We start from the raw sequence: 26,953 nt of genomic DNA, 5'->3' as shown, positions 1-26,953 counted from the left end.
TCGGCTCCACCCTTCACCGATTGACCGACAGACTGTAGCGAAACGTGTCAGACCCGACGAAGGCGGCGGCGCGGGGCTTCCTCACCCGGGAACACTCGCTTCACACCGTCACCGAGAGCCACCTCGACCGTGCGGATGTCGCGCACCAGCCGGCGCAGGCCCTCCGGCTCGAGGGACGCCGCCTGGTCCGAACCCCACATCGTGCGGTCCAGCGTGACGTGCCGCTCGACCATGCACGCGCCCAGCGCGACGGCGGCGACCGACACCTGCAGTCCGCGCTCGTGCCCGGAGTACCCGACCGGCACGCCGAACCGCTCCGCCAGCGTCCCGATCATGCGGAGGTTCGCTTCCTCCGGCGGGCACGGGTACGTCGAGGTGGCGTGCAGCAGCACCAGCCGCTCGGTGCCGAGCACCGCCACCGCCGAGTCGATCTCGTCCATTGTGGACATACCAGTCGAGGCGATGATCGGTTTCCCGGTGTCCCGCAAGGCTTTCAGCAAGTCCAAATCGGTCAGTGAGGCGGACGCGACCTTATGTGTGACGACGTCGAACCGCTCCAGGAACTCCACGCTCGGCACGTCCCACGGCGACGCGAACCACGCGACCCCCAGTTCCTTGCAGTACCGGCCGATCTCCTCGTACTCGGCCGCGCCGAACTCCACGCGGTACCGGTAGTCGAGGTAGGTCATCCGGCCCCACGGGGTGTCGCGCAGCGTGTCGCGCATGTCCGGCGGGGTCGCGATGTCGGGGGTGCGCTTCTGGAACTTGACCGCGTCCGCGCCGACCCGCGCGGCAATCTCGATCAACTGCTTAGCGATTTCGACGTCGCCGTTGTGATTGATGCCGATCTCCGCGACGGTGTACACCGGATGCCCGGCACCCACCTCCGCCTCGCCGATCCGCACGGCAGAAGTCACTGTTCTTTCCTCCGTTCGACCGCCTGCATGACGAGATCGGCCAGTTCCCGGACCGCACCGGAACCACCGGTCCGGCTCAGCACCAGACGCGCGGCCTGGCGCACCTCCGGCTGCGCGTCGTGCACCGCGATGGGCCAGCCGATCTGCGCCATCGCCGGCAGATCCCGCAGATCGTTGCCGACGTACGCGACGCGCGCCGGGTCCAGCCGCTGCTCGGCGAGCCAGGTCTTGAGCACGGCCGCCTTGTCGCCCACCCCGTGCAGCACCTCGACGCCGAGCTTCCGGGCCCTGGCCGCGACCACCGGATTCTCCTCGACCGAGAGGATCATCATCGGCACACCGGCCGCGAGCAGCCGGGCGACGCCCGCGCCGTCGGACCGGCTGACCAGGACGCCCTCGGTGCCGTCCTGCAGGACCAGCGCGCGGTCGTCGGTGTGCACGCCGTCGAAGTCGGTGACCACCGCGTCCACGTCGAGGTCGATCGCGAACGGCTCCATCGTGGCCGCCAGCGCGCGGGCGATCGCGAGATCCTCGGCCGTGTCGATCTCGATCGCATGCTTCGCGGGCGTCTCGATGAGGCCGATGCGCCCGAAGAACCGGTGCCGCGCGGCGCGAAAGCCGGGCACGCGCATCCCGTACACGGCGCCGGTCTCGCGGAACTCGGGCGTGCGTTCCTGGCGCCGCGGCCGGACGGCGGCGTCGTGGTTGACCGCGACCGCGGCGCCGTGGGCGTCCCGCTGCCACAGGAACTCGTGCACGCGGACGGCCGTGAAGGCGCAGTCCCACCCGTCGTCCAGGATCTGGGAAACGACTTTGTCGATGGTCTCGGTGGCGATGAACGGCGAAGTGCATTGCACGAGCAGGACCACTTCGGGCGCGTAACCGTGCTCCTCCTCGAACATGTCCAGCGAGTGCAGCAGCACCGCCTCCGATGACACGGCGTCACCGGACAGTTCGTCCGGGCGCGGCAGCACGGAGGCACCGGCGAGTTCCGCGACGGCGCCGATATCCGGGCTGTCGGTGCTGACGACGACCTCGTCGACCCGGGAGGACGAACGCAGCGCCCGCACCGCTCGCGAGATCAGCGGCTCCTCGCCGACCCTCGCGAGGTTCTTGCCGGGCACGCCTTTCGAGCCGCCCCTGGCCGGGACGACGGCCAGGACCCGGGTCCCGTCGTGTTCAACCACCTGGGTGAGGGTACGGAACCCGCTCATCGCGCCCCGAAGAGGCGCTCCCAGTTCTCCTTGCCGGTCAGCCGCGGCTGCTCCTGGTGGTACCGGCGGACGGTCTCGGCACCTTCCTGGCGAAGCCGCCACAGGACGGCGAGGCCCTGCTTGCCGAGCTTCGTCATCAGCTTCTTGTCCAGGCGGCGCACGCGCACCCCGGTCTGCGAAGCGTCGGTGACGACCGCGGTGCGGAACAGCGACACATGCCACCACGCCTCGTCACCGGAACGGATCGCCGCACCGCCGCCCGGCTTGTCGAGGTACTGCATGGCCAGGCGCTTGAGCAGCACGAGCGTCGGCTTCGACGGCTCCCAGCCCGAGCGGACGATCGGCGCGTGATCGGCCCGCACCCCGCTGTTGGCCGCAGGCACGATGTGCGTCTCCGGGTACTCGGCGCGCAGCATGCGGATCGACGGCACCACGTTCGCGCCGCCGTCGTCCAGCGTGCCCGGACCGTCCAGGAAGTCCTCGATCGCCTTGATCATGGTCGCCGCCAGGCCGTACTGCATCGAGGCCAGCGTCTGCATGAACTCGGTGAGCAGGAACTGGGCCATCTCCTTGGGCCGCAACTGGTTGTGCAGCGCCCCAGTGATCAGGCCGTTGCGGTAGTGGAAGTAGCGGGCCCAGTCGTCCCAGCCCTTCCAGTACAGGTCCTGGTGCCACACCCCGGCACCGGGCAGGGTGACCGTGAAGAACCCGGCGCCCCGAGCGCGCAGGCCGTACTCGACGTCGTCCCACTGGAAGAAGATCGGCAGCGGGTACCCGACCGCGCGCACGACCTCGGCCGGGAGCAGGCAGCACCACCACGCGTTGTGCGTCGCGTCCACGCGGCGTTCCTGGCTGTGGTCGAGCATGCTGCGCTGCGACAGCGACTCGCTGCGGTCGATGCCGGCGCGCAGCTTCGGCAGGTCCGCGACGTCCGCGTCGACGAACAGCCGGTCGGGATGCAGTTCACACAGGTTCTGGCCGCCGATCACGGCGGGCTCGGTGGTGCTGTTGGCGAGCGCGCTGATCCGCATGATGGTGTCCGACTCGAGCTTGATGTCGTCGTCCATCAACAGGATGTGCGCGTCTTCACCGCCCGGGCCCTCGAGTGTCTCGTACATGCCGCGGGTGAACCCGCCGGCGCCGCCGAGGTTGGGCTGGCGGACGTAGCGGAGCTTGTCGCCGAGCAACTCCTTGACCTGCGCGAAGCGCTCGCGCGAGTCGACCGTGTCGGTGCCCTGGTCGGTGACGTGCACGGCCGTGACGTAGTCGCGGACGACCGGGTCCTCGGCGAGTTCGACCAGCGTCTCGATGCAGTAGTCGGCGCGGTTGTGGGTGCAGATGACGACCGAGATCGGGCGCGGCGTCTTCGCGGCGGCCACCGTCCAGCGCACGTTCTCGACGATGAGGCGCTCGCCACCGGTCTCGATGTCCAGCCACAGCGCACCGCCGTCGACGAACCGGTCGATCGGGGCGGTCAGCCGGATGGGCTCGCGCTCGGCGCCTTCGACGACCTTGTGCGCCACCGTCCTGGGGTCCCCGTGGCTGTCCGACGCGGTGATCGCGAGCTTGCCCGAACCGGTGACCACGGCCTCGAGGTCGCAGCTCGCGACCTCGGTGTAGCGCTGCCAGTAGCTGGCGGGAAACCGGCCGAAGTAGGTGTTGGTGGTGACCTGCGCATGGGGTTCGACCGTGACACGTTCACGCTCGGTGACCGCGGCGCCCAGCGTGGCGGCGGCGTACATGGCGTCCGGAGCGGGGAACGAGCGTGCGGCGAAGAACGTCCGCTGCGCGAGCAACCGCCCGGGCTCGCCGCCCTGACTCTCCGGCCGGTTCTCCGGCTCGGCAACCACGTTCTGGGTCATGCCGATCGACACCCCATTTCAGGATTTGTTTTTGTGGAAACAGCGAAGGCCCCAGCGCCTCGGCGGAATCAGGATCACACGCTACCTGGCGCGGAAGCGGGTAAATCACCCGCCCCGAATGATGACGCCCCCGTTGACCATGTGGTTGCCCGCCCTCAACGGGACGTCACACCCCAGGTCGCTACCCTGGGCGGGTGCATGCCACCAGCACGGTCGATCAGACCGGTGATCCCGTGACCGCCAGCCAGGGTCACACCGTGCCGTCGGCGAACAGCCGTTCGTTCCGGCGCGCGATCGACGACATCCGCGAAGGGTTCGCCCAGCGTGAGCTGTGGACCCACCTCGGCTGGCAGGACATCAAGCAGCGCTACCGCCGCTCGGTGATCGGCCCGTTCTGGATCACCATCAGCCAGGGTGTCATCTCGCTCGGCCTCGGCATTCTCTACTCGACACTGTGGGGTTTGCACGTTTCGACGTTCTTGCCCTATATCGCGACCGGGTTCATCGTCTGGACGTTCATCAGCGGCTGCCTTGCCGAGGGCATGGAGACGTTCATCTCGAACGAGGGCCTGATCAAGCAGATCCGGGCGCCGTTGACGGTGTACATGCTGCGGACGGTGTGGCGGCAGACGCTGATGTTCGCGCACAACATCATCGTGGTGGTCGTCATCGTGGCGATCTTCTTCGGCAGCCTCAGCCACACCTACGACCTCAACCACGGCACCTGCACGGCGGGGGAGACGATCATCTGCCACCCCGGTCTCGGGTGGTACTCGCTGAGCGCCATCCCGGCGTTCCTGCTGCTGGCGCTCAACGCGGGCTGGCTGACCCTGCTGCTGGGCATCATCTCGACGCGGTACCGGGACATCCCGCAGCTGATCAACTCACTGATCCAGCTGCTGTTCTACATGACCCCGATCGTCTGGCCGATCGACCAGCTCTACGGCCACGGCGCCCGCGCCGAACTCGCCCGCTGGGTGGTGCCGATCGTGCACCTGAACCCCTTCTACCACTTCGTCCAGATCCTGCGTGCGCCGCTCATCGGGCAGGCGGTGAGCATCGGCAGCTGGCTGGTCGTGCTGGGCATCACCGTCGTGGGCTGGCTGCTCGCGCTGCTCGCGATGCGCAACTACCGTGCCCGCGTCTCCTACTGGGTGTGAGAAGAGAACATGGTCAGCATTGAGGTGCACAACGCCTTCGTCGACTTCCCGATCTTCGACGCGAAGACTCGTTCGCTCAAGAAAAGGGTGCTCGGCAAGGTGGGCGGCAAGATCGGCACCGCGAGCAAGGTGCCGGTCATCGAGGCTCTGCAAGACGTTTCGCTGTCGCTGTCCGACGGTGACCGGGTCGGCCTCGTCGGGCACAACGGCGCCGGGAAGTCGACGCTGCTGCGGCTGCTTTCGGGCATCTACGAGCCTACCCGCGGCTCCGCCCACGTCGTGGGCAAGGTCGCACCGGTGTTCGACCTGGGCATCGGGATGGACCCGGAGATCTCCGGCTACGAGAACATCATGATTCGCGGCCTGTTTCTCGGGATGACCCGCAAGCAGATGGAGAAGCGGGTCGACGACATCGCCGAATTCACCGAACTCGGCGACTACCTGCAGATGCCGCTGCGGACGTACTCGACCGGTATGCGCGTGCGGCTCGCGCTCGGCGTAGTCACCACGATCGACCCGGAGATCCTGATCCTGGACGAGGGCATCGGCGCGGTCGACGCGGCCTTCCTGAACAAGGCCCGGGACCGCCTCGTCGACCTCGTGCGCCGCTCCGGCATGTTGGTCTTCGCTTCGCACGCCGACGACCTACTGTTGGAGCTGTGCACCACGGCCGTCTGGATGGACGAGGGCCGGATGCGCATGCAAGGTTCCCTGCGTGACGTTCTGACCGCGTACAAGGGCCGTGACCCGTACGAGAACATCAGCACGGAAACGGCCGAGCGGCTCGGGGTCGAACCCGCGGCCGTCGTCAACGGAGAGTGACATGACGCATCCCGAGCAGGCGCCGCTCGGCAAGGGCGCCGTGGTGGCCGTCGTGGTCACCAGGCACCGCCGTGAACTGCTCGCGGACTCGCTGAAGGTCATCGCCGCCCAGACCAGGGCGGTCGACCATCTCGTCGTCGTCGACAACGGGCCGGACCAGCCCGCGCGCGCGGTCGTCGAGTCGTTCCCGCTGCCGTTCACCTACCTGCCCTCGCACCGGAACCTCGGTGGCGCCGGCGGGTTCGCGCTCGGCATGCTGCACGCGCTGTCGCTCGGCGCGGACTGGGTCTGGCTCGCGGACGACGACGGCAGGCCCGCGGACGAGCACGTGCTCGAGGTACTGCTGGCCGAGGCGGAAAAACGCGGCCTCGCCGAGGTTTCGCCGGTCGTGACGAATATCGACGCCCCCGCGAAGCTCGCGTTCCCCTTGCGCCGCGGCCTGACCTGGAAGCGATCCGCGTCCGAACTGGGCACCGATTTCCTGCCCGGGATCGCTTCGCTGTTCAACGGCGCGCTGTTCCGCGCGTCTACCCTCGACGTCGTCGGGGTGCCGGATCTACGGCTGTTCTTCCGCGGCGACGAGGTCGAGGTGCACCGGCGGCTGGTGCGCTCGGGCCTGCCGTTCGGCACCTCGCTGAAGGTCTCCTACCTGCATCCGGACGGCTCGGACGAGTTCAAGCCCATGCTCCGCGGGCGGTTCCACGCGCAGGATCCGGAGAACGAGGTCAAGCGGTACTACACCTACCGCAACCGCGGGTACCTGCTGTCCCAGCCGGGAATGCGCAAGATCGGCGCGCTCGAGGTGGTCCGCTTCGGGCTGTACTTCGTGGGCATCAAGCGGAACCCGAAGGCGTTCCTGCAGTGGCTGAAGCTCGTGCGCCAAGGGCAGCGCGAACGTTTCTTCCGCTACTGATACGGCTGGATCTGCTCGAAGATGTGGTGCGCGATGCGGGCGCTGTCCGCGGGCGCGTAGGTGACCCAGCTCTGGCCGTCCTCGGCCTCGCGCGACGTGACGAAGTAGCGCCCTTCCTCGGTGTCGAACCAGGCCGTCGGGGTGAGCCGCTGCCCGCGTACGACGGCGCTGAACTGTCCGATGCGCAGCTTCGGCTTCGCGAAGATGCGCTCGACCATCCGCATCTGCGCCGGCGCGGTCGACCGGGGTCTGCTCACGTCCGCGAAGTGGTCGTCCTCTTCCAGGCGATGTTTCGGCCGCTTCGCCGGCTTCGCCACGGTGACCGACTGCCCGGCGGCGGCGCGGGTAACGGGCAGCAGGTCGACGATGCCGGGCACGATCGCCGTGGGGCGGGCGCCGGTGAAGATCAACGAATCCCTGTCCTGCTTGACGACCATGGCGTACTGCCCGTTCGAGGCGGCGCGGGCGAAGAGCTGCTCACCGTCGTCGAGCTGCGCGACGGCCGTGATGGCGACGGGGGCGCCGACGAAGGTGTGCAGGGCGAGCTCCAGATCCGGGTCGAACCGGCCGTGACCGGCGAGCCCGCGGTTTTCGAGCTCGCGGAACACCGCACCGCGCACCTGGGCCCGCTCGTCGACGGTGCCGCCGGTGAAGGGCACTTCGAACGGTGCCGGTGCGCGGCCTAGCCGCAGCTGCTCGAGCAGCACATCCAGCGCCGTCAGCGACAGCGCGAACTGGTGTGGCATCGGCACTTCCCCCTCGGAATCGTCCGTGCAGCACTTTAATCGATAACGGGCACCGTTGTTGCCCTCTCTGCCCTCAGCGAACCCGGTTGCCGCACAAGATCCGGAACTGCTGTGGTAGAGGCATGACCGATACGAAACCCGCGCTCATCCTGCACCTCACCGCGGGCGGCGAACCGTTGGTGTTCGCCCTGCCCGAGGAAGGCGTGAAGGAACTCGCGTCGAGACTCCACCTGCTGCTCGAACACGGTTCAACGGAATCCGTACGGACCAAAGAGGAAACCACGGTCTCGATCAATTTCGCGCATGTGGCCGTCGCCTATATCGACGACCTGCAGCGAAAAGGAAAGGTATTCGGACTGCGCTGACGCGGTCACTCCCCGATGACCGGCGGGGCGGTGCGCTCGCTGGTGCCGAAGACGTCGTCCGGGTCGGGCTCGATCAGCCACGACGGGCGCTGGTGCTCGTCGTCTTCGCCGCCCTGGCCCTTGCCGCCGTGGCCCATGCCGCCCATACCGCTGCGCCCGGTGGCCCCGGTCGCGCCACGGCCACCAGCACCCGCGGCTGTCTCGGCCGCGCCGGCGCCCCCTGCCCTGGCGCCGCTCTGCGCGCCCGCTCCGGCGCTGCCGCTGCTGGCTGCCGAACCACCGCCGCCGGGGCCGAATCCACTGGCCCCGCCACGGCCGAGCTTGCTGGAGTACGCCTCGTCGCCGCCCATGCCACCGGCACCGGCCAGCCCGCCCATCGGCATCGCGCCCATCGAGCCGAGACCGTTCTGGCCGAGGCCCGAGGTGGCGTTGGGGTTGATGGTGCCGCTGCTCGGCTGGAAGTTCTGGGCGCTGGTCCGGCCGGGCGTGCTGCTGCCGCCGGTCTTGACACCCGCGTTGAGCGTAGGCGGGGTGAAGCCGGAGAGGTTGCCGCTGACCGAGCCCGAGCCGCTGGTCTGACCGCTGTGGGCGCCGCCGCTCGCGCCGACGCTGCCGCCCGTGGGGCCGGTGTACGAGGATGAGTTGGTGCCGTCGAGCCCGCCGCTGACGTGGCCGACCGACCCGCCCGCGGGCGGGTCGAAGGTGGGCGGCGGGTTGAACGCCGGGGCCTTGGACGCGGCCGAGTAGAGGTTCTGGTCGTAGGACGACATGACCTGTACGGCCTGGTCGTGGGCGTCCTGGCTGTCCTTCTGCTTCTGGAGGGACTTGTTGATGTTGTCGACGAGGTCGAACGGGCCCGAGGATCCCCAACTCTTGATCTCGTCGGTCCAGCTGAACGGGATGGGCTCGGGCATGGTGTTCTTCGCGGACTCGGCCGCCGAAGACTGGCTGTACACCTGGTCGGCCGCGAGCTGCGCGGCCTGGCCGCTCTGGTCGCTCCACGTGCCGAGCCCGGAAACGAAGTTGTGCGCCGACTCGGCCGCGTCACCCTTCCACGTGGCGCCCGAGTTGTTCGCCGCCTGGCCCAGCTGCTGCCCGAAGGTGGCCATCGCGTTGGCGAGCTGGGTCCAGGAGCTCGAGACGCCAGTGACCTGGGACGGGCTGACCGTCTGGACCATGTTGAAGAGCCGCTGGTGGTCGTAGCTCTGGTAGAGCGTGTCCGGCGTCGGGAGGCCGGTCCGGTAGTCGACCCCCTGGCTCAGCTGCTGCGATTGCTGGGTGCGCTGCTGGGTGGCGCTCGCGTTCGCCTTCGCCTGCGCGAGCATGTTCTCGAAGGTGTCCCAGAAGCCCTTGCTGTTGGGGTCGTACCCCTGGGCCTTGAGCTCCTGCTTGAGCTGCTCCTCGGGGGAGACGTACTGGCCGTCCTGGTTGTACTGACCCAGCCCCTGATTGCCCGACTGCTGCGGATTGGTCATGGCTACCCCTCGTATTTCGGCAGCTTAGGCTCGACGATGTCGGCGATCTGGTTGTCCGTCTGGCAGGCTTCGGTCGCGTCGGACGCACCCACGATCACGTAGCCGAGATCCACTCTCGAACCGGGCGTGACGGCGAGGGACGTCATGCAGTAGCCGCCTGAACTGTCGACCAACTGCTTGGCGGGGCGACCGTTTACCTTGCCCTCGGTCAGTTGCCCGCCCTCGGCATTGACAGACTCGATTCCCTGCGCCGCCCGTACCGCGATGCTCAGGTTCGTCGAGGCACCGCTCGCGGACCGCCCGGTCCAGCGGCAGACACTCGTCGCGCCCGAGGCCGATGTGTCCTGATTCTGACCGGCGCCCTGTGCCTTGAAGGTGGCAGCCTCGTGGTCGGTAAGCAGGCTGCAGGCCTTGATCGATGCCAGCCCGGGATCCTGTCCCGTCGAGCCCGCTGCGCTGGTTGGCACCGTCGCACTCGCCGATTGACCGCCAACAGGCGAAGGATTGCCAGGCTGCTCATTCGCACAACCGGCGAGAACCGCGATCATGGCTGCGAGCATCGGTACAGCCGTGCGAGCGGTACGCATCACCTTCGGCATCGATCAGACCTGTGCCTGACCGAACGTCTGCTTGGCCTGCTCGTCCATCTGCGCGTAGTTCTTCTTGGCTTGGTGGAAGGCAAGCCTCGCCTGCTCGACCACCTTGCCCAGAGACTCCAAAGCGGTCGAATACGACTGCGCGTCACCATCCGCCATCAGCCGAGTATGGGCAGCCACTGTTGCGGCATAGTCACTACCCCCGAGCGCTGGCGACTGACCAGCCTCACGCGCCGCGTTCTGCATCGAGGCCAGCACGTTTTCGAAGTCTTGGAACACCCGAATGTACTCGTTCGCGCCTTCTTCGCTGATCGCGAAGCCGCCGGACTTGGCCGAGTCGACCAGCTTCTGCACGCCGGCAGCCGTGGAGGCGATCGCGGCATCGCTGAGCATGCCGCCGACCGCGGCGCCTATCGATCCCCCGATGCTGCCGGCCGCCGTCTGCGGTTGGCCCGCGTTCGGCACGAAGCCCGTCATCGCTGTCCCCCGTCGTCTTGTCCGGTTCCGTCGCGGAGTCTACTGGCCGCAGACCGACCGCAACCCCGCTTTCACGCAGAAACATCACTTCGACGTAGGCGAGACGGCGACGGTTCCGAGACGCGCGCCGTTACAGCTCGTACAGGCGCTGCCAGTTCTCGCGGCTTGTCAGTTGCGGCAGGGCGCGCTGGTACTGGGCCTGGACGGCCTTGCCCTCCTTGCGCAGCCGGTTGATCACGCGGGCGGCGCGTTTGCCCAGGTCGAACATGCGGTCACGATCGTACTTGCGCACCCGCACGCCTTCCTGGTTGGCGTCGGTCACGACCGCGGTGTCGAACAGCGCCACGTGCCACCACGTCGCCTCGTCCATCGGGATCGCGCCAAGGCCGAACCTCGAACGGCCGAGCAGCCGGTCGACGATGCGCTTGATCAGCACCACCCGCTGCAACGCGGGCCGCCCGGCGCCGTTGATGATGCCGATGTCGTTGGACGCGATACCCGGCACCTCGGTCGGGTCGTAGCGCTTCGTCTCCGGGTACTTCGCGCGGATCTCGCGGATCTCCTGCATCGCGGCGACCCCGCCGTCGCGGAGGATGTCCGGGCCCTCCAGGAAGTCCTCGACCGCCTTGATCAGCGTGTGCGTCAGGCCGTACTGCATCCCCAGCAGGTACCGCACCACCTGCGCCATCAGCACCCGCGACAGCACGGTCAGGTTGAAGTCGCTGTGCAGCGCCGCGGTGATGATCGAGTTCCGCAGGTTGAAGTACCGGTGCCACTCGTCCCAGTCCTTCCAGTGGAAGTCCGCGTGCCACACGCCCGCACCGGGCAGCGTCACCGTCGGGAACCCGTGCGCCCGCGCCCGGTAGCTGTACTCGGCGTCGTCCCACTGGAAGAAGAACGGCATCGGATAGCCGGTCTCCTTCACGACCTCGTACGGGATCAGGCACGACCACCAGCCGTTGTATCCCGCGTCGAGCCGCCGCTCCTGCTTGTTCGGGTTGCCCGTCTCCTCGTCGACGCCCAGCAGGTCCGCGGTGTGCAGGCTGTGCTCGACCGGCATCCCGGGCTCCAGGGTGTTCAGCCGCGCGTACTCCGCCCCCACGTGCAACTGGTGCGGGTGCAGCAGGTTGAGCATCTGGCCGCCGACGATGACCGGGTTCGCGGCGCGGTTCGAGAACGCCGTCATCCGGATCACCAGGTCCGGCTCGAGCAGCACGTCGTCGTCCATGAACAGGACGTTCGCGTGCTCTGTCTCGGTGTGCCCGGCCACCTCGTACAGGCCGCGGGTGAACCCGCCCGAGCCACCGAGGTTCGGCTGGGTGATATAGCGCAGCTTGTCCCCGAGGTCGGCGGCGACCTGCGCGAAGCCGTCGCGCGACTCGACCCGGTCCGTGCCCTGGTCCGCGACATAGATGGCGTCGAGCGTGTCCAGCGACGAGATGTCCCCGGCCAGGGCCTGCAGGTTCTTCAGGCAGTCGTCGGCCCGGTTCATCGTGCAGATGGTGACCGCGGTGGGCCGGATCTTCTCCGGCGGCTCGACCGTCCAGCGGACCTGCTCGACGGTCAGCTGCTGCCCGGCCTCGGTCTCCAGGTCCAGCCATAGCGCGCCGCCGTCGAGGAACTTGTCGAGTTTCAGATCGAAGCTCACGGGCGCCTGCTTCGCGCCTTCGACCTCCTGCGCGGCGACCGTGCGCGGCTCGCCCTCGTAGTCCGACGCGCGGACGGCCACCAAACCGGAACCGGTGACGACGACCTCGGCGCGCACCTCACGCACGGTGGTCCACCGCTGCCAGTAGCTCGCGGGGAACCGACCGAAATAGGTGTTACCGGAGACGCGCGCTGACCCTTCGAGACTGATGCTGGCACGCTTGCGGGTGACGACCCCGGCCTCGACCTCGGCGTAGAGGTCCTTCGAGACGATCGGCGACGGACCGGCGAAGAGCCCGCGCTGCGTGGTCAACCGCCCCTGCGGGGTGTGTTCGGAGAACGTGGTCTGCTCCTTGCTCGCGGCGCGGGTGCCGTTGCCACGCGTCCTGGTCGCCTGCGCGGTGGTCTTGCCAGCCATCGGTTCGCTGTCCTCCAGGGGTTGGGTCACGCCGGGGTCAAGCTACAGGTTCGCGGAACACGACCCACTTCAGCATCACGAAGTTGATCGCGGTCGCGGTGCCCTGCGAGATCACCCAGGCGATGGTCGCCCGCCAGGTCAACTCGGGCAGCACCTGCAGCATCAATGCGTTCACGCCGACCGTGACGAAGAACGTCGTCCCATAGAGCGCGACGAAGCCGCCGATCTGCCCGGCGCCCTTTTTCGCTCCCGCGGCGAATGTGAATCTCCGGTTAAGGAAATAGGCGGTCGTGGTGCCGACGATGAAACTGATCGCACGCGCCACGGTCGCCCATGGTTCGTGATCCATTCCCAGCGTGCGTTCCAGCGTGTACGTCCCGAGGTCGAGACAGGCGCAGAAGCCGCCGATGAGCACGAAGCGCACCAACTGGCCGGTCAGGCCCGGCGACGCCTTCGGCTGGGTCGACTCCTGCGGTTCCGTGGACACCACTGCGCTACCTCACCGGCATGGGATTTCCAGGACGCCAGAAAGTGTAGAAGCGGTGCCCCGCAAGCCGCCGTTCGGGGATCGTTACCCTGGTCCGGGTGAACGCGACGACTCCCGATTTTCCGACCGAGCGGCGGGCACTGAGCGGGTGGGGCCGTACCGCCCCGACCACGGCGAACGTGCTCAGCACGCCGGATGTGGAGGTCATCGCCCGCGCGGTGACCCAGGCCGGTGAGCGCGGCGTGATCGCGCGCGGGCTGGGCCGCTCCTACGGCGACCCCGCGCAGAACGCGGGCGGCTTGGTCGTGGACATGACCCCACTGGACCGTATTCACTCGATCGACCCCGACACCGCGGTCGTCGACCTCGACGCCGGTGTGAGCCTGGACAGGCTGATGAAGGCCGGGCTGCCGCACGGGCTGTGGGTGCCGGTGCTGCCGGGCACCCGGCAGGTCACGATCGGCGGTGCGATCGCCAACGACATCCACGGCAAGAACCACCACAGCGCGGGCACTTTCAGCAACCACGTGCTGTCGATGGAGCTAATCACCGCGGACGGCCAGGTCCGCACCCTGACGCCGGACGGCCCGGAGGCGGAGCTGTTCTGGGCGACCGTCGCGGGCGTCGGGCTGACCGGGATCATCGTGCGCGCCAAGATCCGGATGAAGCAGACCGAAAGCGCGTATTTCGTCGTCGACGCGGACCGCACCGCGAACCTCGACGAGACGCTCGCGCTGTTCACCGATGGTTCGGACCTCAACTACGACTACTCGATGTCGGTGCCGGACCTCATCAACTCCGACGAGCGGATGGGCCGCGCGACGTTCTCCCGCGGCTCGCTGGCGAAGCTCGACCAGTTGCCGCCGAAACTGCGCGAGAACCCGCTGAAGTTCGACGCGCCCCAGCTGATGAGGCTGCCGGACGTGTTCCCCAACGGGCTGGGCAACAAGCTGACCTTCGGGCTGCTCAACAACGTCTGGCAGCGCACGGTGCCGAAGAAGGGCGTGCGCGGCAAGATCCAGAATCTGACGCAGTTCTACCACCCGCTCGACATGCTCAGCGAGTGGAACCGCGCCTACGGCTCCAAGGGTTTCCTGCAGTACCAGTTCTCGGTGCCGTTCGGCCGGGAGGACGAGCTGAAGCGGCTGTGCCGCAGGATCGCGACCTCGGGCCACTACTCGTTCCTCAACGTGTTCAAGCGGATGGGCGAGGCCAACCGTGCGCCGCTGTCGTGGCCCTCGCCGGGTTGGATGCTCAGCGTCGACTTCCCGATCAAGAGCGGGCTCAGCCGGTTCTGCCTGGAGTTGGACGACGAGGTGCTGGCCGCCGGTGGCCGGCTCTACACCGCGAAGGACTCCCGGACCACGGCCGAGATGTTCGCGAAGATGTACCCGCGGCTGGACGAGTGGCGCAAGGTCCGGCATTCCGTTGACCCCGAAGGCGTTTTCGCCTCAGACATGAGCCGGAGGCTCGAACTGTGATCGACGCGGTAGGAAACCCCCAGTCGCTGCTGCTGCTCGGCGGCACCTCCGACATCGCGCTCGCGATCGCCGGGAAGTACCTCGCCGAGCGCCCGCTCAGGGTCGTGCTCGCGGCGCGGGCGAGCGAGCGGCGCAAGCTCGCCGCCGAGAAACTGCGCGCCGCCGGTGCCGAAGTGTCCGAAGTGGACTTCGACGCGACCGACACGGCTTCGCACCCCGCCGTGCTGGACAAGGCTTTCGAGGGCGGCGACATCGACGTGACCGTCGTCGCGTTCGGTCTGCTCGGCGACGCCGAGGAAGTGTGGCAGGACCACGCGAAGGCCGTCGAACTCGCCACGGTGAACTACACCGCGGCGGTGTCGGTCGGGGTGGCGCTCGCGGACAAGCTGAAGAAGCAGGGCCACGGCCGGGTCATCGCGCTGTCCTCGGTCGCCGGTGAGCGGGTGCGCCGCTCGAACTTCGTGTACGGCTCGACCAAGGCCGGGTTCGACGGGTTCTACCTCGGCCTCGGCGAAGCGCTCGCGCCGCATGGCGTGACCGTCACCGTCGTCCGGCCTGGCCAGGTCAAGACGAAGATGACCGAGGGCATGGGCAAGGCGCCGCTCGAGCAGACCGCCGAACAGGTCGCGGACATCGCGGTGGACGCGGCGCGCAAGGGCAAGGACCTCGTGTGGGCGCCAGCGCAGTTCCGGCTCGTGATGTCGGTGCTGCGGCATGTGCCGCGGCCGATCTTCCGGAAGCTGCCCATCTGAGTCCGGGCGAGCCGGTGGCCGCTACTGACTCATCCAGTAGCCGTAGGAGTTGTAGATCGGGTACGGGTTGAGCAGCGGCCTCGGCTGCTCGATCTCGATCCGCGCGGTCGAACCCGTGATCAGCGAGCCGGGAATCGTGTAGGTGTAGGTCCCCCAGGCGCCCTGTTCGGGAGTGCGCGTCCAGGTGCCTGCCGGTTTGCCGTCCACGACCACGTGCATGTCCGGCACGATCTTGTTCATCGCGGTGCGCGCGGTGATCGTCAGCGGGCGGCCGGGGATCAGGTTGTGCGCGGTGAACGCCTCGCCGCCGGCGATGTTCCGGCCGCTGTCGATGACGTTCCCCGCGCGGCTCACGATGCTCAGCGGCTCCATCCCCGCCTGCGCCATCATCGGGTCGTAGCCATGCGCCTTCTCGTTGGCGACGTCACCGACGTTCAGATAGTCGCGGAACTGTCCCGGCACCGCCTGGAAGTCACCGCTGCCGGCGAGTGTCCAGTCCGCGCGGTAGACGTCGATCTCGGTGAACGGCACGATCAGGTTGCCATGGATATCCGGCGGGGTCTGCACCTTGAACCGCTGCAGCGGTTCGCTGTCGAGGATGCCGACCTGCCGCAGCATCGCCATCGACGGGCCGGGACCGCTGTCGTAGGTGGCGAAATACGTCGGGCGCTTGCCCGGCGGTAGCTGCCGCACGGCCTCGTACAGCGAGCCGATCCCGTTGTTCGAAGGCTCGGCGAGACCGTTGGTGGCGAGGCCGATCAGGTCCACCACGCGGTGCCTGCCGAAGTACGCGACCGCGCCGACGTCCTTCACCGCGACGCTCGCCCCCGGCGGCAGGTTGGTGCTGATCCACGCGCCGACCGAAACGTCGGTGTCCCGGATCGTCGAAGTGTCTCGGCCGTAGCGGACCGCCCACGTCGGCACGGCGATCAGCGAGAACAGCAGCGCGATCGCCAGCCCGCCGTGCAGGGTGGCGCGCCGCGCCCGGTGCGGGACGGCACGGGTGATGCCGTACCCGCCGGACACCGCGAACAGCAGCAGGAGCGGCAGGAAAGGCTGCTCGTAGCGCAGGTTGTGGGCCAGCGCGGTGTTCAAAGTGGACACCGACAGCATGACAAGGACGAGCCCGGCCACGAGCGCGACGAACACCGGCCGCCACGCCCGCCGCAGCACGACCAGGTACACCACGCCGGCGAGGAACAGCAGCATCGCGCCGGGGAACGCGAAATCCCCGTTGGTGAAGCCGAGAAACGTGCCGACGAGCCCGCGCAGGTTGGCCGTCGCCCGGTCGACGAAGGTGCCGAAGTAGAACAGCGGGCGGTCATACAGCAGCGATTTGGCCTGGACGCCGTTGGCCGAGGTGGTGCCCGTGGCGATCGCGTAGAACACGAGCTGCCCCATACCGGCGAGCATCGGCAGCAGCGTCAGCGGCCAGCGCCCCCACGTCCTGGCGAGACCCGTGGTGCGCCGCCGCGTCCACAGGATCCACCACGACGCGAGGGTGAGCACGCCGGCGAAGATCAGCCCCTCCGGGCGGACGAGCGCGAGCAGCACGCCAAGGAGCGGGGTGAAGATGAACAGGCCGCTGGGCACCTCGCGGGTGAACACCAGCACCGTCGCGGTCACGAGCAGCATCACGATGCCGACTTCCATCCCGCTCGCGCTGCCCCACAGCGCCGGGCCGCTGACGGCGAGCAGCACGCCTGCCCACGCGCCGACCGAGCGCGCGACCAGCACCGAGCCGAGCCGGTACGTCAGCGCCGCGCTGGCCGCGAAGCACAGCAGGTTGAAGCCCATCGCGAAGGCGAGGAACCACGAGCCGTGGACCCCGATCGCGTAGGCGGCGCCGAGGATCAGCGCGTAGAGGAAACTGCTGGCGCCGGCGCTGATCTGGTCGCCGGTGTTGTACTGGAAGAAGTGACCGAGCCCGATCTGCCGCCCGTACTGCAGGTGGATGTACACGTCGTCGAGTGGGGCGAAGAGGCTGCCCTGGTTGATCGCGAGGTTCGAGGCGACGAAGACGAGTCCGAAAAGCAGCGCGAGTACGCCGATGAGCCACGGGTACAGATCACGTTTCGTACCCGTCGTGGACCGGCTGGTCTGGGTGGTCTCGCTGGTGGCGTTCAGCACTTCGATCACACGGAACTGTACGTTCCCGGGTGACTAGCGGTTGCCCCGCCCCCGCAACCAGGTGTCGAAGTACAGGTCGGCGTGGTGTTCCTGGTAGCGGGCCAGATCGTAGATGTGCACGGCCCTGGCCCAGCGACCGTTCTCGTCCGGCTCGAAACCGTCCGCCTCGGCGCGCTCGCTGTCCTTGCCGAGGTAGTACAGTCCGACCGCCCCGTCCGCGGTGATTCCCGCGATCTCGCACGGATGACCGAAGTACTCCGCGCGGGTCGTGACCTCGACCGGTCTGCCGTCCTCGGTCTCCAGCAACCCCGACCGGGGCCGGCCGTCGATGATCGCCGGGCGGCCGTTGGCCCAGCCGCCGCCGAGCGGATGGCCCTCGATGGGCCGCGAGAAATGCACCGAACGCCAGCGACCGAACAGCAGATCAACCTGTTTCTCGTAGTAGTCGCGCAGGTCGGTCACGTCGACCGTCTTGAAGTACTCGTACTTGTTCTCGTGCAGGAAACCGTTGACGGTGGCCCATTCCCCGTCCCACTCGGCTTCCATCACCCGAGCCGTACCGGCTTCGTCCATGTCGTCGACCAGCACCCCGTGACCGCGGTAGGTGGCGTAGACCTGGACCGAGACCACGCGGGCGCACATGTCGACCGGGATCGGCTCGGTGCTGTCCCCGGAGGCCAGCTGGACGTAGTTCTCGCCGACCTTGTACGACACCGGGCACGACTTGCCGTCGATGACGGCGAACGTGCCGCGGCGGTACAGGGGGTAACTCATGACGCCCCTTTGCTGTGTTCCCCGACCACTTGCCGCAGGATTTTACGTGGGGCTAACGGCGTCAGCGAATTGGCTCCAGCGTGAAGTGCCCGACACCCTTCGCGACCGAGAACACCTGCCACTGGCCGGGTCCTGGCAGGTAGCGCAGCTGGTAGCCCAGCCGTATCGGCCGCCTCGACCAGTCGAAATTGGCGTAGTTGACGCGGAAGAGCCACGCCACGACCGGGCTCGCGTTGTCAATTCGTTGCCTGATCTCGGGTCCGAGCAGTCCCGGATCGGAAAATCCGTCGATGATCCGGCAGTCGCAGAAGTACGCGAGCGTGCCGATCTCGCCCGGCGACCCCACCGCCGCGCCCGGCACGCGTTCGGCCAGTTCCCGGCCGACGCGCGCGTAATCCCGCGCGCTGGCCCAGTTTCCGAAGTACGGCGGCGCCTCCCACGGCACCGGCCGCGTGAACGCCGGCGCGTACCCGGCGACGAGTGCCGTGGCGAGCACCAGCACACCCGCGTGCGGGATCCGCGGCAGTGCCACGCCCGCGGCCGCCGCGCTCAACGCGACCACCGGCGGCACGTAGTACCAGTGGTACGGCGGCACCCCGAGCATCGAGTACAGCGCGTAGTAGGCGATCCCGCCGAGCCCGAGCCCGATGAACGGAGCCAGCCGGCGACGCAGTGTTGTCTCCAGCCCCCTGACGGGGGCCCGGCCCCTCCACGGCAGGCTCGCGAGCACCGCCAGCACACCCAGTTCCGCCGGGGCGAAACTGAACACGGCAAGCGGGTCGGAACTCCACATCAGACGCAGACCGGTTTCGAGGTAACCGTTGCCGCCGAAGGATTTCTGCAGTTGCTTGATGACGAGCGTGTCCGGCACGGCCGAGCCGAAGTACAGCCAGCTGAACAGGAACCAGGGCAGCACGATGAGCCCGAGCAGGCCCAGCACGCGCCAGGCCCGCCGCCGGATCGCGGGCGCGCAGAGGCCGATCGCCACGACGAACAGGATCAGGTCGAGACGGGTCAGCACGGCCAGCCCGGAAAGGATGCCGAACGCCACCGGCCGGTCGGCGAACGCGACCAGGAGCACCAGCATCGCGGCGATGAGCAGGACCTCCATCCCCAGCGCCGACAGCAGTATCGGGTTGAGCAGGATCAACGCCGTGCCGGCCGCGGCCGCCAGTGCCGGCCGCCCCGTTCTCGCCCAGGCCCAGCCGAGCACGGCGCTGACACCGGCGTCGACGAGGCCGAGCGCGACCACCGGATGCGCTGCCCCGGAAATCCTGGTCAGGAACGTGACGAACCCGAGCAGCGCGACGTTCAGCGGCGAAGTCGCGGTGTTCGCGGGCACGCCGGGGATCAGCGCCCATTCGCCGTGCACCGCAAGATTCTTCGCGTAGTCGAGCGTGATGTACGCGTCGTCGGTGAGACTGTCCTTGGCTGCCAGGAAGGTCAGCACCGACACGAGCGCGGCGGCCACCGGCAGCCACCACGACGTTCTCACCCCGCCATTGTCACCGCTGCGCGACGACGACGAAGGGACCGACATCCCGTCGGGCGAACCGTGGCGAATCGAACAGCGCCGGATCGAAGTCGACCTTCTCCACGGCCACCGGAGACGCCTGCGGGAACGAGTCGGACGCGACGTATGCCGCATACTTGCCATTGTCGGCCCGGAGCACGAACACGTTCGGCGGATCGTACGGGCTCGAGGCGAGCCGTTGGAGCAACTCCGCGGAGTCGGCCGAAGCGGCCCAGTACTTGATCTCCGCGTTGCGTTTCGCGTACTCGGCAAGCGGATTCGCGTACTGCGGGGTGGTCTGCTGGAAACCCCAGTACGGGGCGAACGACAGCAGCCGGTCGTAGGACGAGAGCACGACGTTCTCCGTGCGGGGCCGGCCCGACAACTGGTCGATCGTGCTGATCAGTTCACCGGTCCAGGCGCCGTCCTGGCTCGGGTCGTGCTGGCCCTTCGCGTTGTAGCCGTTGGCGTAGTAGTCCGACTCCGCGGTCTGGACCAGGGACGACGTCGACTTCACGCTCGACTGCGCGAGCGACACCGCCGCGGCGAAAGCCAGCACGAACCCGGTGACGAGGACGGCCTGCCTGTCACGGAACAACTTGGGCACGGATCGCAGCAGGTCCACCGCGGCGAACACGCCCGCGACGGCGAACACGGTGTCGATCGTGACGATGAACCGGAACGCCAGCAGCGTGGTGTGCGCCACCAGCGCCAGCGTCGAAAGCCCGAACCACACGTACACCAGCGCGGCGACGGTCAGCAGGCTGAACGCGACCGGGCTCCGGCGCACCCGCAGCACCATCCAGACCAGCCCCGCCAGGCACAGGAAACCGAACACGCTCGTCGGTTCGAACGGCGTCGGGAACGTCGCGCTGCTTTCGGGAAGGAAATGCGCGGCGGCGTTCGGCTTGCCCAGCCCGCCCGCGAGGATGAACGGCCCCCAGGTGACCAACGAGAGCACCAGCGTCACGGCGCCCATCACGACCAGCCGCGGGAACAGCCGCTTCGCCGTCGCCCCGGCTGCCGCGCCGCGGCGCACGGCGAGCACCCCGGCCACGATCGCGAGCACCACCACGGCGAGCACGCCGAGCACGAGGTGCAGGGTGTAGGTGATCCCGGCGAAACCCAGGTACACGCCGATCAGCACGAGCGGCCACGCCGGGACACGGCCACGGCGGCGGAACACCAGCCAGGCGAGCACGGCGACCGGCGGCAGCCAGGCTACGGTCGGCCACGCGTACGGCTCGTCGACCGACGCGGACAGGAAACCGGCGAACACGGTCGCGATCGAGGCGAGCAGCGCGAGCCGCCGGCTGACGACGAGGCTCCACAGCACGAACGCGACGACCGAGCCGAGTGCGATCCACAAGATGGCGTACGGCTTGTAGGCGGCCCAGCCGTCCCAGCCGAGCAGGTTCGCGAACCGCCCGCCGAGCCAGAACCAGCCGCCCGGGTAGTACGGCGCGATCCCGTGGTAGTTCATATCGGGAAGAGAGCCGGCCATCCCGTTGCTGGCCATCCGCTCCATGTACTGGAGGCGGAACGTGTTGTCGACGGCCGAGCCGCCGAGGAAGAAGCGGGTGGCCTGCAGCGGGATCGCGAGCAGCAGGGTGGCCAGCGCCGCCAGTGCCGCCCATGCCCCGGCGAGCTTCACCCAGGACGGCCAGCGACGGGCCCAGCCCCAGCCGAGCAGGGCGAACACCGCCAGCAGGATGACCGCGCCGGCGAGATCGACCAGCGCGAGCGGCACGTAGGTGCCCGGGTCGGTGCCGATATGGCTCGCCGCGACCTGCAACAGCAGGCTCAGCACGACGGCGAGCACGCTGCCGAGCACCAGTTCGGCGACCGTCCGGCCGAGCGAAAGCCGCGTGAGGCGCGGCTCTTCCGGCGCGGGCACCGTGTCCGTCCGCGCGTGCGGCGCCAGCGTCGTCGTCACAGGTAGAACGTCACCGCGAGCGTGGCGACCCAGAACACGCCCAGCACCTGCAGGACGCGGTCCTTGAGCACGATCTCCTCGGGCTCACCGGCCGTGCCGCCGTCGACGTCGACGGCGTAGCGCAGCACCGCGATGACGAACGGGACCATCGAGATCATCGGCCAGATCGAGCCGTGCGCGCCCTCGCGGAGGGTGAACGCCCACAGCGAGTACGACATGATCAGGATCGCCGCCGCGGTCGCCCACACGAAGCGCAGGTAGCTGGCCGAGTACTTCTTCAGCGACGCGCGGATCTTCGCGCCGGTGCGCTCGAACAGCATGATCTCGGCGTACCGCTTGCCCGCGACCATGAACAGCGAGCCGAAGGCGGTCACCAGCAGGAACCACTGGGAGAGCAGGATCCCGGCGGCGACACCGCCGGCCATGGCCCGCATCAGGAAACCGGAGCTGACGATGGACAGGTCCACCACCGGCTGGTGCTTGAGGCCGAAGCAGTAGCCCAGCTGAACCGCCTCGTACACGCCCAGCACGATCGCCAGCTGCGGGCTCGCCAGGAAGGACAAACCGAGGCCGACCGCGAAGAAGAGCACCGCCGCGGCGTAGGCCAGCGGGACCGGCACGACCCCGGCGGCGATGGGCCGGTTGCGCTTCGTCGGATGCGCCCGGTCCGCTTCGACGTCGATCGCGTCGTTGATCAGGTACACCGAGGAGGCGACGAGGGAGAAGGCCACGAACGCGATCAGTGCGTCGACCAGCACCCCGCCGTTGGTGATCTGGGCCGCGGTGAACGGCGCGACGAAGACGAGCACGTTCTTCGCCCATTGGCGCGGGCGGGCGGTCTTGAGCACGCCCAGCGCTATCCGGACCGGGCCGCGCTTGACCTCGGCCGCAGTGGTCTCCAGTTCGCTCTCGACGGCCGGCGCGGCGTCCACACCGGTCTCGTTCACTGATTTCGTCACGAAGCTTTCCCTACCCCTGTTTGCGGATCTTCCTGCGCAGCAGACCACCGACCACGCCACCGAGTGCGGCTCCGGCGAGCACGTCGGTCGGGTAATGCACCCCGAGCACAAGCCTGGAGGCCAGCATCGGCGGCACCAGGGCGGGAACCAGGTTACGCCCGGTCAGTCCGGAGTAGAGCACCGCCGCCGCCGTCGTGGAGGTGGCGTGCGAAGACGGGAAGCTCAGCCGGCTCGGGGTACCGACGAGAACCTCGACGTCCGGATGCTCCGGGCGCGGGCGGCGGACCACCCGCTTGACGGCGATCGAGGCGCCGTGCGCCGCGGCGACCCCGGCCGCCGCGGTCAGCCAGTCCTTGCGGCGTTTGCGGTCGATCGCCGCGCCCACCGCGCCGACGGCGAGCCAGCCGAGGGCGTGCTCACCGAAGTGCGAGAGGCCACGCGCGGCCTTGACCGCCTGCGGCCGCTTCAACGTGCGCTGCACCTTGGCGAGGACGTCCACCTCGGTCAGCGGCCTGTCGCCCTTCTCAAGCATCGATGCTCCCGTCGAGCGGCGCGCCCTCGGTCAAATGCGGGGCGATCTTGTTGTCGAACACCGACAGGGCCGAACCGATGGCCATGTGCATGTCCAGGTACTTGTAGGTGCCCAGCCGGCCGCCGAACAGGACGTTCCGCTCGGCCGCCTCCCGCTTGGCCAGCTCGCGGTAGCGCTCGAGCTTCTCGCGGTTCTCGGCGGTGTTGATCGGGTAATACGGTTCGTCGTCATCCTTGGCGAAACGCGAGTACTCCCGGACTATGACGGTCTTGTCCTTCGGGTAGTCCCGCTCCGGGTGGAAGTGGCGGAACTCGTGGATCCGGGTGAAGGGGACGTCTTCGTCGTTGTAGTTCATGACGGAGGTGCCCTGGTAGTCCCCCGTCGGGACGACTTCCTGCTCGAAGTCGAGCGTCCGCCAGCCGAGGTGGCCTGCCGAGTAGTCGAAGTAGCGGTCGAGCGGGCCGGTGTAGACCGTCGGGGTGCCGGCCGGGATCAGCGCGCGCACGTCGAAGTAGTCGATGTTGAGGCGGACCTCGATGTTCTCGTGGTCGGCCATCTTCTCGAGCCAGGCGGTGTAGCCGTTGACGGGCAGGCCCTCGTAGGTGTCGTTGAAGTACCGGTTGTCGAACGTGTAGCGCACCGGCAGGCGGGTGATGTTGCCCGCGGGCAGTTCCTTCGGATCGGTCTCCCACTGCTTGGCGGTGTAGCCACGGAAGAACGCCTCGTACAGCGGACGGCCGATCAGCGAGATCGCCTTCTCCTCGAAGTTCTTCGCGTCCTTGGTTTCGATCTCGCTGGCCTGCTCGGCGATGAGCTTCCTGGCCTCGTCCGGCGTGTGCGACTTGCCGAAGAACTGGTTGATCAGCGCCAGGTTCATCGGCAGCGGGTACACCTGGCCCTGGTACTTGCCGAACACCCGGTGCTGGTAGCCGGTGAAGTCCGTGAACTGGTTCACGTACTCCCACACCCGCGTGTTCGAGGTGTGGAACAGGTGCGCACCGTAACGGTGCACCTCGATGCCGGTCTCGGGCTCGGGCTCGGAGTAGGCGTTGCCGCCGATGTGGGCGCGCCGTTCCAGGACGAGCACCCTCTTGCCGAGCTGCGTGGCGGCACGCTCGGCCGCGGTCAGCCCGAAGAACCCGGAGCCGACGACGATCAGGTCGTAGCCGGTGAAATCGGCTTCGGAAAACTCACTACGGTTCGTGTGCTCGCTCACGGGCGTCGAGGGTACCCACGCTACGCAGGGCGATCACACCGGCCGCTGGTTAAGGGGTACCCCTTAACCCGGGCAACACATCCGACACCACGTGTTCGAGCACCGTTTCCCGCCCCGCGTAGGGGCCGCTGGAGCGTGGCCAGTGCGTGACGATGTCGGTGAAGCCGAGTTCCGCCGCCCGGCCCGCGGCGTCGGTGAACGCCTCGACGCTGGACAGGGAGAAGACCGGGGCCGCATCGAGGCTGAGGTAGCGATGGACGTCCGCCCGGTTCCGGCCGGTTTCGCCGAGGACCTCGTCGAAGCGGGCGGACAGCTCACCGATCAGCTGCCACCACTTCTCGAGCGAGCCGCCGCGCTCGGGATCGTCCGGCAGCGCGCCGGTGGTGACCCAGCCCATGCCGTACCGGGCGGCGAGCCGCATCCCGCGCGGCCCGTTCGCGGCGATCAGGAACGGCACCCGCGGCCGCTGGACCGGGCCGGGCAGGTTGCGGACGCCGACGGCCCGGTAGTACTCGCCCTTGTAGTCGAACTTGTCGGTGCTGAACAGGCCGTCGAGCGCCTCGGTGAACTCGGCGAACCGGTCGGCCCGCTGCCGCGCGGACAGGTCCGGGTCGCCGAGCACCTGAGTGTCATAGCCCAGGCCACCCGCGCCGATGCCGAGGATGAGGCGGCCGTCGGCGATGTCGTCGACGGTGATCAGCTCCCGCATGAACGGGACGGGATGCCGGAAGTTCGGGGAGGCGACGAAGGTGCCGAGGCGGATGGTGGAGGTGACGGTGGCGGCGGCGGTCAGGGTGGGCACGGCGCTGAACCACGGGCCGTCGACCAGTGATCTCCAGCCCAGGTGGTCGTAGGTCCAGGCGTGGTCGAAGCCGTATTCCTCGGCCGCCCGCCACTTGGGCTCGGCGGCCCACCACCGGTCCTCGGGGAGAATCACAATGCCAACGCGCACCTGAGCACGCTATCGGTCGCCGGTGGCAAAGGGACAATGGGCGTGTGGAGCAACCCCTGTTGATCGCCTCGGACGTCGACGGCACGCTGCTGGACACCTACGAACGGCTGTCCTCGCGGACGCTGGCCGTCGTCCGCCGGGTGGCCGACGCGGGCGTGCCGCTCGTGCTGGCCAGCGGCAGGCCGCCGCGCTGGATCCCGTCCGTCGCCGAACCCGCCGGCCTGACCGGTTACGCGGTGTGCGCGAACGGTGCCGTGCTGTACGACATCGGCGAGGACCTCGTGGCCGAGGTGAACGGCCTGCTCGAGCCGATGCTCCTGCGCGAGGTGGTGGCCGAGGTGGCGCGGGCGCTGCCGCGCTGCGGGTTCGCGGCCGAGCGCATCGGCAAGCACGCGCTCGACTCGGACATCGGCAATCTCGTCATCGAGGACAGCTTCCGCAACCCATGGGGCGACGGCGAGGGCATGCGGGTGACCCGGGGTGAGATCGTCGGCCATCCGGCGATGAAACTGCTGGTGTCCAGGCCCGGGATGACCTCGGACGAGATGGCCGAGGCGGTCGGCGCGGTGCTCGACGAGTCCGTGGACATCACCTTCTCCGCGGGCTCGGGGCTGATCGAGATCTCCGCGCGCGGGATCACGAAAGCGACCGGACTCGCCGAAGTCGCGGCGCGGCTCGGTGTGCCGGCCGAGCGGATCATCGCGTTCGGCGACATGCCCAACGACGTGGCGATGCTGCGGTGGGCGGGGCACGGTGTGGCCATGGCGAACGCCCATCCGGCCGTACGCGAGGCGGCCGACGAGATCACCGGACCGAACACCGAGGACGGCGTGGCCCAGGTCCTCGAACGCTGGTTCTGAGGGCCGAACTCGCGCGCGGCGAAAGCCGGACACGCGCGTAGCGAAAGCCGGACTCGCGGGGTGGGGCGTCAGGTAGGGGGTTTGGGGGCGGTGCCGCCGAGGTGGGCGGGGAGCCACCAGCGGTCGTCCGGGCCGGACGGCTCGTCGGGGTACTCCGCCTGCGCCTTGTCCAGCAGCAGCGACATCCGGGTGCGCAGGTCGTCACCGGCGCCGAGCGGTTCGCCGACCAGGATCGAGATCGGCACGTGCCGCTGCGTCAGCCGTTTCGGATGGCCCTTGGTCCACAGCCGCTGGCCCCCCCAGACGGCCATCGGGAACACCGGCACCCCCGCCTCCTCGGCCATCCGCACCGCGCCGGACTTGATCGGCTCGACCGTGAACGACGGGCTGATCGTCGCCTCCGGGAACACGCCGACCACCTCGCCGGCCCGCAGCCGCCGGACGGCCTCGTCGTAGGAGGCCCGGCCCGCCTTCCGGTCGACCGGGATATGCCGCATCCCGCGCATGAGCGGGCCGGAGATCCGGTGCCGGAACACCGACTCCTTCGCCATGAACCGCACCCGCCGCTTCGCCGGCAGCGCGCCGAAGCCGCAGAAGACGAAGTCGAGGTAGCTGACGTGGTTGCACGCGATCACCGCGCCTCCGCGCCGCGGCAGCCGCTCGCCGCCTTCGACCCGCGGTTTCAGATCGAGGACCCGGAACATGGTCTTCGCGAACAGGATCACGGGTGGGTACACGAGCTCTGCCAT

Annotated in this window: 25 protein-coding genes; 7 read left to right on the top strand and 18 right to left on the bottom strand. The window is 68.6% G+C overall.

The features are described from left to right. Positions 1–47 precede the first annotated feature (47 nt). The 3 genes from FG385_RS10335 to FG385_RS10325 are packed head-to-tail and all read right to left on the bottom strand — an operon-like array spanning position 48 to position 3,993. The gene (locus tag FG385_RS10335; RefSeq protein ID WP_139096411.1) at positions 48–917 is read right to left on the bottom strand and encodes an N-acetylneuraminate synthase family protein; all 870 of its coding nucleotides are present in this window, start codon (positions 915–917) and stop codon (positions 48–50) included. Further along, entirely contained in the window at positions 914–2,104 is a 1,191-nt protein-coding gene (locus tag FG385_RS10330) for an acylneuraminate cytidylyltransferase (protein WP_235022489.1), read from the bottom strand. Before FG385_RS10330 ends, FG385_RS10335 begins: the two co-directional genes overlap by 4 nt. A gap of 23 nt (positions 2,105–2,127) precedes the next feature. Next, positions 2,128–3,993, bottom strand: a complete 1,866-nt coding sequence (locus FG385_RS10325; protein ID WP_139096409.1) for a glycosyltransferase — start codon at positions 3,991–3,993, stop codon at positions 2,128–2,130. Positions 3,994–4,187: 194 nt separating this feature from the next. On the opposite strand from FG385_RS10325, the gene wzm reads away from it, so the two are divergent. Genes wzm through glfT1 form a run of 3 tightly spaced genes read left to right on the top strand, consistent with a single transcriptional unit; the run spans position 4,188 to position 6,888 of the window. Beyond that, complete coding sequence (gene wzm / locus FG385_RS10320) at positions 4,188–5,153, top strand: galactan export ABC transporter permease subunit Wzm/RfbD (RefSeq protein WP_139096408.1); 966 nt, start codon at positions 4,188–4,190, stop codon at positions 5,151–5,153. Between the two features lie 9 nt (positions 5,154–5,162). Then, the gene (gene wzt / locus FG385_RS10315; protein ID WP_139096407.1) at positions 5,163–5,975 is read left to right on the top strand and encodes a galactan export ABC transporter ATP-binding subunit Wzt/RfbE; all 813 of its coding nucleotides are present in this window, start codon (positions 5,163–5,165) and stop codon (positions 5,973–5,975) included. Position 5,976: 1 nt separating this feature from the next. After that, positions 5,977–6,888: a galactofuranosyltransferase GlfT1 gene (gene glfT1, locus FG385_RS10310; RefSeq protein WP_139096406.1), complete on the top strand. Its 912-nt coding sequence runs from the start codon at positions 5,977–5,979 to the stop codon at positions 6,886–6,888. Here glfT1 and FG385_RS10305 read toward each other — a convergent pair. Continuing rightward, positions 6,882–7,634 carry an ESX secretion-associated protein EspG gene (locus tag FG385_RS10305; protein WP_139096405.1) on the bottom strand — a complete coding sequence of 251 codons (753 nt, stop codon included), beginning with the start codon at positions 7,632–7,634 and terminating at the stop codon, positions 6,882–6,884. The two genes, glfT1 and FG385_RS10305, sit on opposite strands and share 7 nt — an antisense overlap. Before the next feature lie 122 nt (positions 7,635–7,756). Here FG385_RS10305 and FG385_RS10300 point away from each other — a divergent pair, with 122 nt between their 5' ends. Then, positions 7,757–7,999, top strand: coding sequence for a hypothetical protein (locus FG385_RS10300; RefSeq protein ID WP_139096404.1), 243 nt, complete (start codon positions 7,757–7,759; stop codon positions 7,997–7,999). Positions 8,000–8,004: 5 nt separating this feature from the next. Here FG385_RS10300 and FG385_RS10295 read toward each other — a convergent pair whose 3' ends face one another. The 5 genes from FG385_RS10295 to FG385_RS10275 all read right to left on the bottom strand — a co-directional run bounded on the left by FG385_RS10295 (position 8,005) and on the right by FG385_RS10275 (position 13,102). Further along, positions 8,005–9,474: a hypothetical protein gene (locus FG385_RS10295; protein WP_139096403.1), complete on the bottom strand. Its 1,470-nt coding sequence runs from the start codon at positions 9,472–9,474 to the stop codon at positions 8,005–8,007. Between the two features lie 2 nt (positions 9,475–9,476). Beyond that, on the bottom strand, positions 9,477–10,073 hold the full coding sequence (locus tag FG385_RS10290) for a DUF3558 family protein (protein ID WP_160148759.1): 597 nt from the start codon (positions 10,071–10,073) through the stop codon (positions 9,477–9,479). A gap of 3 nt (positions 10,074–10,076) precedes the next feature. Then, on the bottom strand, positions 10,077–10,547 hold the full coding sequence (locus FG385_RS10285) for a hypothetical protein (RefSeq protein ID WP_139096402.1): 471 nt from the start codon (positions 10,545–10,547) through the stop codon (positions 10,077–10,079). Between the two features lie 130 nt (positions 10,548–10,677). Continuing rightward, positions 10,678–12,612, bottom strand: coding sequence for a glycosyltransferase (locus tag FG385_RS10280; protein WP_139096455.1), 1,935 nt, complete (start codon positions 12,610–12,612; stop codon positions 10,678–10,680). A gap of 37 nt (positions 12,613–12,649) precedes the next feature. Next, a complete protein-coding gene (locus FG385_RS10275) occupies positions 12,650–13,102 on the bottom strand; it encodes a GtrA family protein (protein ID WP_139096401.1) in 453 nt (150 codons plus the stop codon). A gap of 95 nt (positions 13,103–13,197) precedes the next feature. On the opposite strand from FG385_RS10275, the gene FG385_RS10270 reads away from it, so the two are divergent. Together FG385_RS10270 and FG385_RS10265 are read left to right on the top strand one after the other, a co-directional pair. Next, positions 13,198–14,580 carry an FAD-binding oxidoreductase gene (locus FG385_RS10270; RefSeq protein WP_200834387.1) on the top strand — a complete coding sequence of 461 codons (1,383 nt, stop codon included), beginning with the start codon at positions 13,198–13,200 and terminating at the stop codon, positions 14,578–14,580. After that, on the top strand, positions 14,577–15,332 hold the full coding sequence (locus tag FG385_RS10265; RefSeq protein ID WP_139096400.1) for a decaprenylphospho-beta-D-erythro-pentofuranosid-2-ulose 2-reductase: 756 nt from the start codon (positions 14,577–14,579) through the stop codon (positions 15,330–15,332). The genes FG385_RS10270 and FG385_RS10265 overlap by 4 nt, the downstream gene beginning before the upstream one ends. Positions 15,333–15,353: 21 nt before the next feature. Here FG385_RS10265 and FG385_RS10260 read toward each other — a convergent pair whose 3' ends face one another. The 8 genes from FG385_RS10260 to FG385_RS10225 form a co-directional block, all read right to left on the bottom strand. After that, a complete protein-coding gene (locus FG385_RS10260) occupies positions 15,354–17,471 on the bottom strand; it encodes an ArnT family glycosyltransferase (protein WP_139096399.1) in 2,118 nt (705 codons plus the stop codon). A 24-nt stretch (positions 17,472–17,495) separates the two neighbouring features. Then, positions 17,496–18,236 carry a hypothetical protein gene (locus FG385_RS10255; RefSeq protein ID WP_139096398.1) on the bottom strand — a complete coding sequence of 247 codons (741 nt, stop codon included), beginning with the start codon at positions 18,234–18,236 and terminating at the stop codon, positions 17,496–17,498. A gap of 61 nt (positions 18,237–18,297) precedes the next feature. Continuing rightward, positions 18,298–19,731 (bottom strand): hypothetical protein, encoded by a 1,434-nt coding sequence (locus FG385_RS10250; protein WP_235022488.1) that lies wholly within the window; start codon positions 19,729–19,731, stop codon positions 18,298–18,300. A 10-nt stretch (positions 19,732–19,741) separates the two neighbouring features. Continuing rightward, a complete protein-coding gene (locus FG385_RS10245) occupies positions 19,742–21,685 on the bottom strand; it encodes an arabinofuranosyltransferase (RefSeq protein ID WP_139096397.1) in 1,944 nt (647 codons plus the stop codon). Continuing rightward, positions 21,682–22,587, bottom strand: a complete 906-nt coding sequence (locus FG385_RS10240) for a decaprenyl-phosphate phosphoribosyltransferase (protein ID WP_235022497.1) — start codon at positions 22,585–22,587, stop codon at positions 21,682–21,684. Before FG385_RS10240 ends, FG385_RS10245 begins: the two co-directional genes overlap by 4 nt. Positions 22,588–22,654: 67 nt before the next feature. After that, positions 22,655–23,176, bottom strand: a complete 522-nt coding sequence (locus tag FG385_RS10235; protein ID WP_139096396.1) for a phosphatase PAP2 family protein — start codon at positions 23,174–23,176, stop codon at positions 22,655–22,657. Then, positions 23,169–24,392 (bottom strand): UDP-galactopyranose mutase, encoded by a 1,224-nt coding sequence (gene glf, locus FG385_RS10230; protein ID WP_139096395.1) that lies wholly within the window; start codon positions 24,390–24,392, stop codon positions 23,169–23,171. The genes FG385_RS10235 and glf overlap by 8 nt, the downstream gene beginning before the upstream one ends. Positions 24,393–24,441: 49 nt before the next feature. Continuing rightward, positions 24,442–25,344, bottom strand: coding sequence for an LLM class flavin-dependent oxidoreductase (locus tag FG385_RS10225; RefSeq protein ID WP_139096394.1), 903 nt, complete (start codon positions 25,342–25,344; stop codon positions 24,442–24,444). A gap of 44 nt (positions 25,345–25,388) precedes the next feature. Between FG385_RS10225 and FG385_RS10220 the strand changes: the two genes are divergently transcribed. Beyond that, on the top strand, positions 25,389–26,204 hold the full coding sequence (locus FG385_RS10220) for a Cof-type HAD-IIB family hydrolase (protein ID WP_139096393.1): 816 nt from the start codon (positions 25,389–25,391) through the stop codon (positions 26,202–26,204). Positions 26,205–26,272: 68 nt separating this feature from the next. Here FG385_RS10220 and FG385_RS10215 read toward each other — a convergent pair whose 3' ends face one another. After that, on the bottom strand, positions 26,273–26,953 hold the full coding sequence (locus FG385_RS10215; protein ID WP_139096392.1) for a lysophospholipid acyltransferase family protein: 681 nt from the start codon (positions 26,951–26,953) through the stop codon (positions 26,273–26,275).

This window comes from Amycolatopsis alkalitolerans (assembly GCF_006152065.1).
Taxonomy (GTDB): domain Bacteria; phylum Actinomycetota; class Actinomycetes; order Mycobacteriales; family Pseudonocardiaceae; genus Amycolatopsis_E; species Amycolatopsis_E alkalitolerans.
Note: the sequence above shows the minus strand (reverse complement) of the source record. Positions and strands in the feature narration are given on the sequence as shown.

Coding starts and splice junctions, on each gene's coding strand:
- wzt (WP_139096407.1), top strand. CDS start 5,163: ATGGTCAGCATTGAGGTGCACAACGCCTTCGTCGACTTCCCGATCTTC.
- FG385_RS10290 (WP_160148759.1), bottom strand. CDS start 10,073: ATGCCGAAGGTGATGCGTACCGCTCGCACGGCTGTACCGATGCTCGCA.
- FG385_RS10285 (WP_139096402.1), bottom strand. CDS start 10,547: ATGACGGGCTTCGTGCCGAACGCGGGCCAACCGCAGACGGCGGCCGGC.
- glfT1 (WP_139096406.1), top strand. CDS start 5,977: ATGACGCATCCCGAGCAGGCGCCGCTCGGCAAGGGCGCCGTGGTGGCC.
- FG385_RS10295 (WP_139096403.1), bottom strand. CDS start 9,474: ATGACCAATCCGCAGCAGTCGGGCAATCAGGGGCTGGGTCAGTACAAC.
- FG385_RS10300 (WP_139096404.1), top strand. CDS start 7,757: ATGACCGATACGAAACCCGCGCTCATCCTGCACCTCACCGCGGGCGGC.
- FG385_RS10235 (WP_139096396.1), bottom strand. CDS start 23,176: ATGCTTGAGAAGGGCGACAGGCCGCTGACCGAGGTGGACGTCCTCGCC.
- FG385_RS10280 (WP_139096455.1), bottom strand. CDS start 12,612: ATGGCTGGCAAGACCACCGCGCAGGCGACCAGGACGCGTGGCAACGGC.
- FG385_RS10255 (WP_139096398.1), bottom strand. CDS start 18,236: ATGAGTTACCCCCTGTACCGCCGCGGCACGTTCGCCGTCATCGACGGC.
- FG385_RS10215 (WP_139096392.1), bottom strand. CDS start 26,953: ATGGCAGAGCTCGTGTACCCACCCGTGATCCTGTTCGCGAAGACCATG.
- FG385_RS10305 (WP_139096405.1), bottom strand. CDS start 7,634: ATGCCACACCAGTTCGCGCTGTCGCTGACGGCGCTGGATGTGCTGCTC.
- FG385_RS10325 (WP_139096409.1), bottom strand. CDS start 3,993: ATGACCCAGAACGTGGTTGCCGAGCCGGAGAACCGGCCGGAGAGTCAG.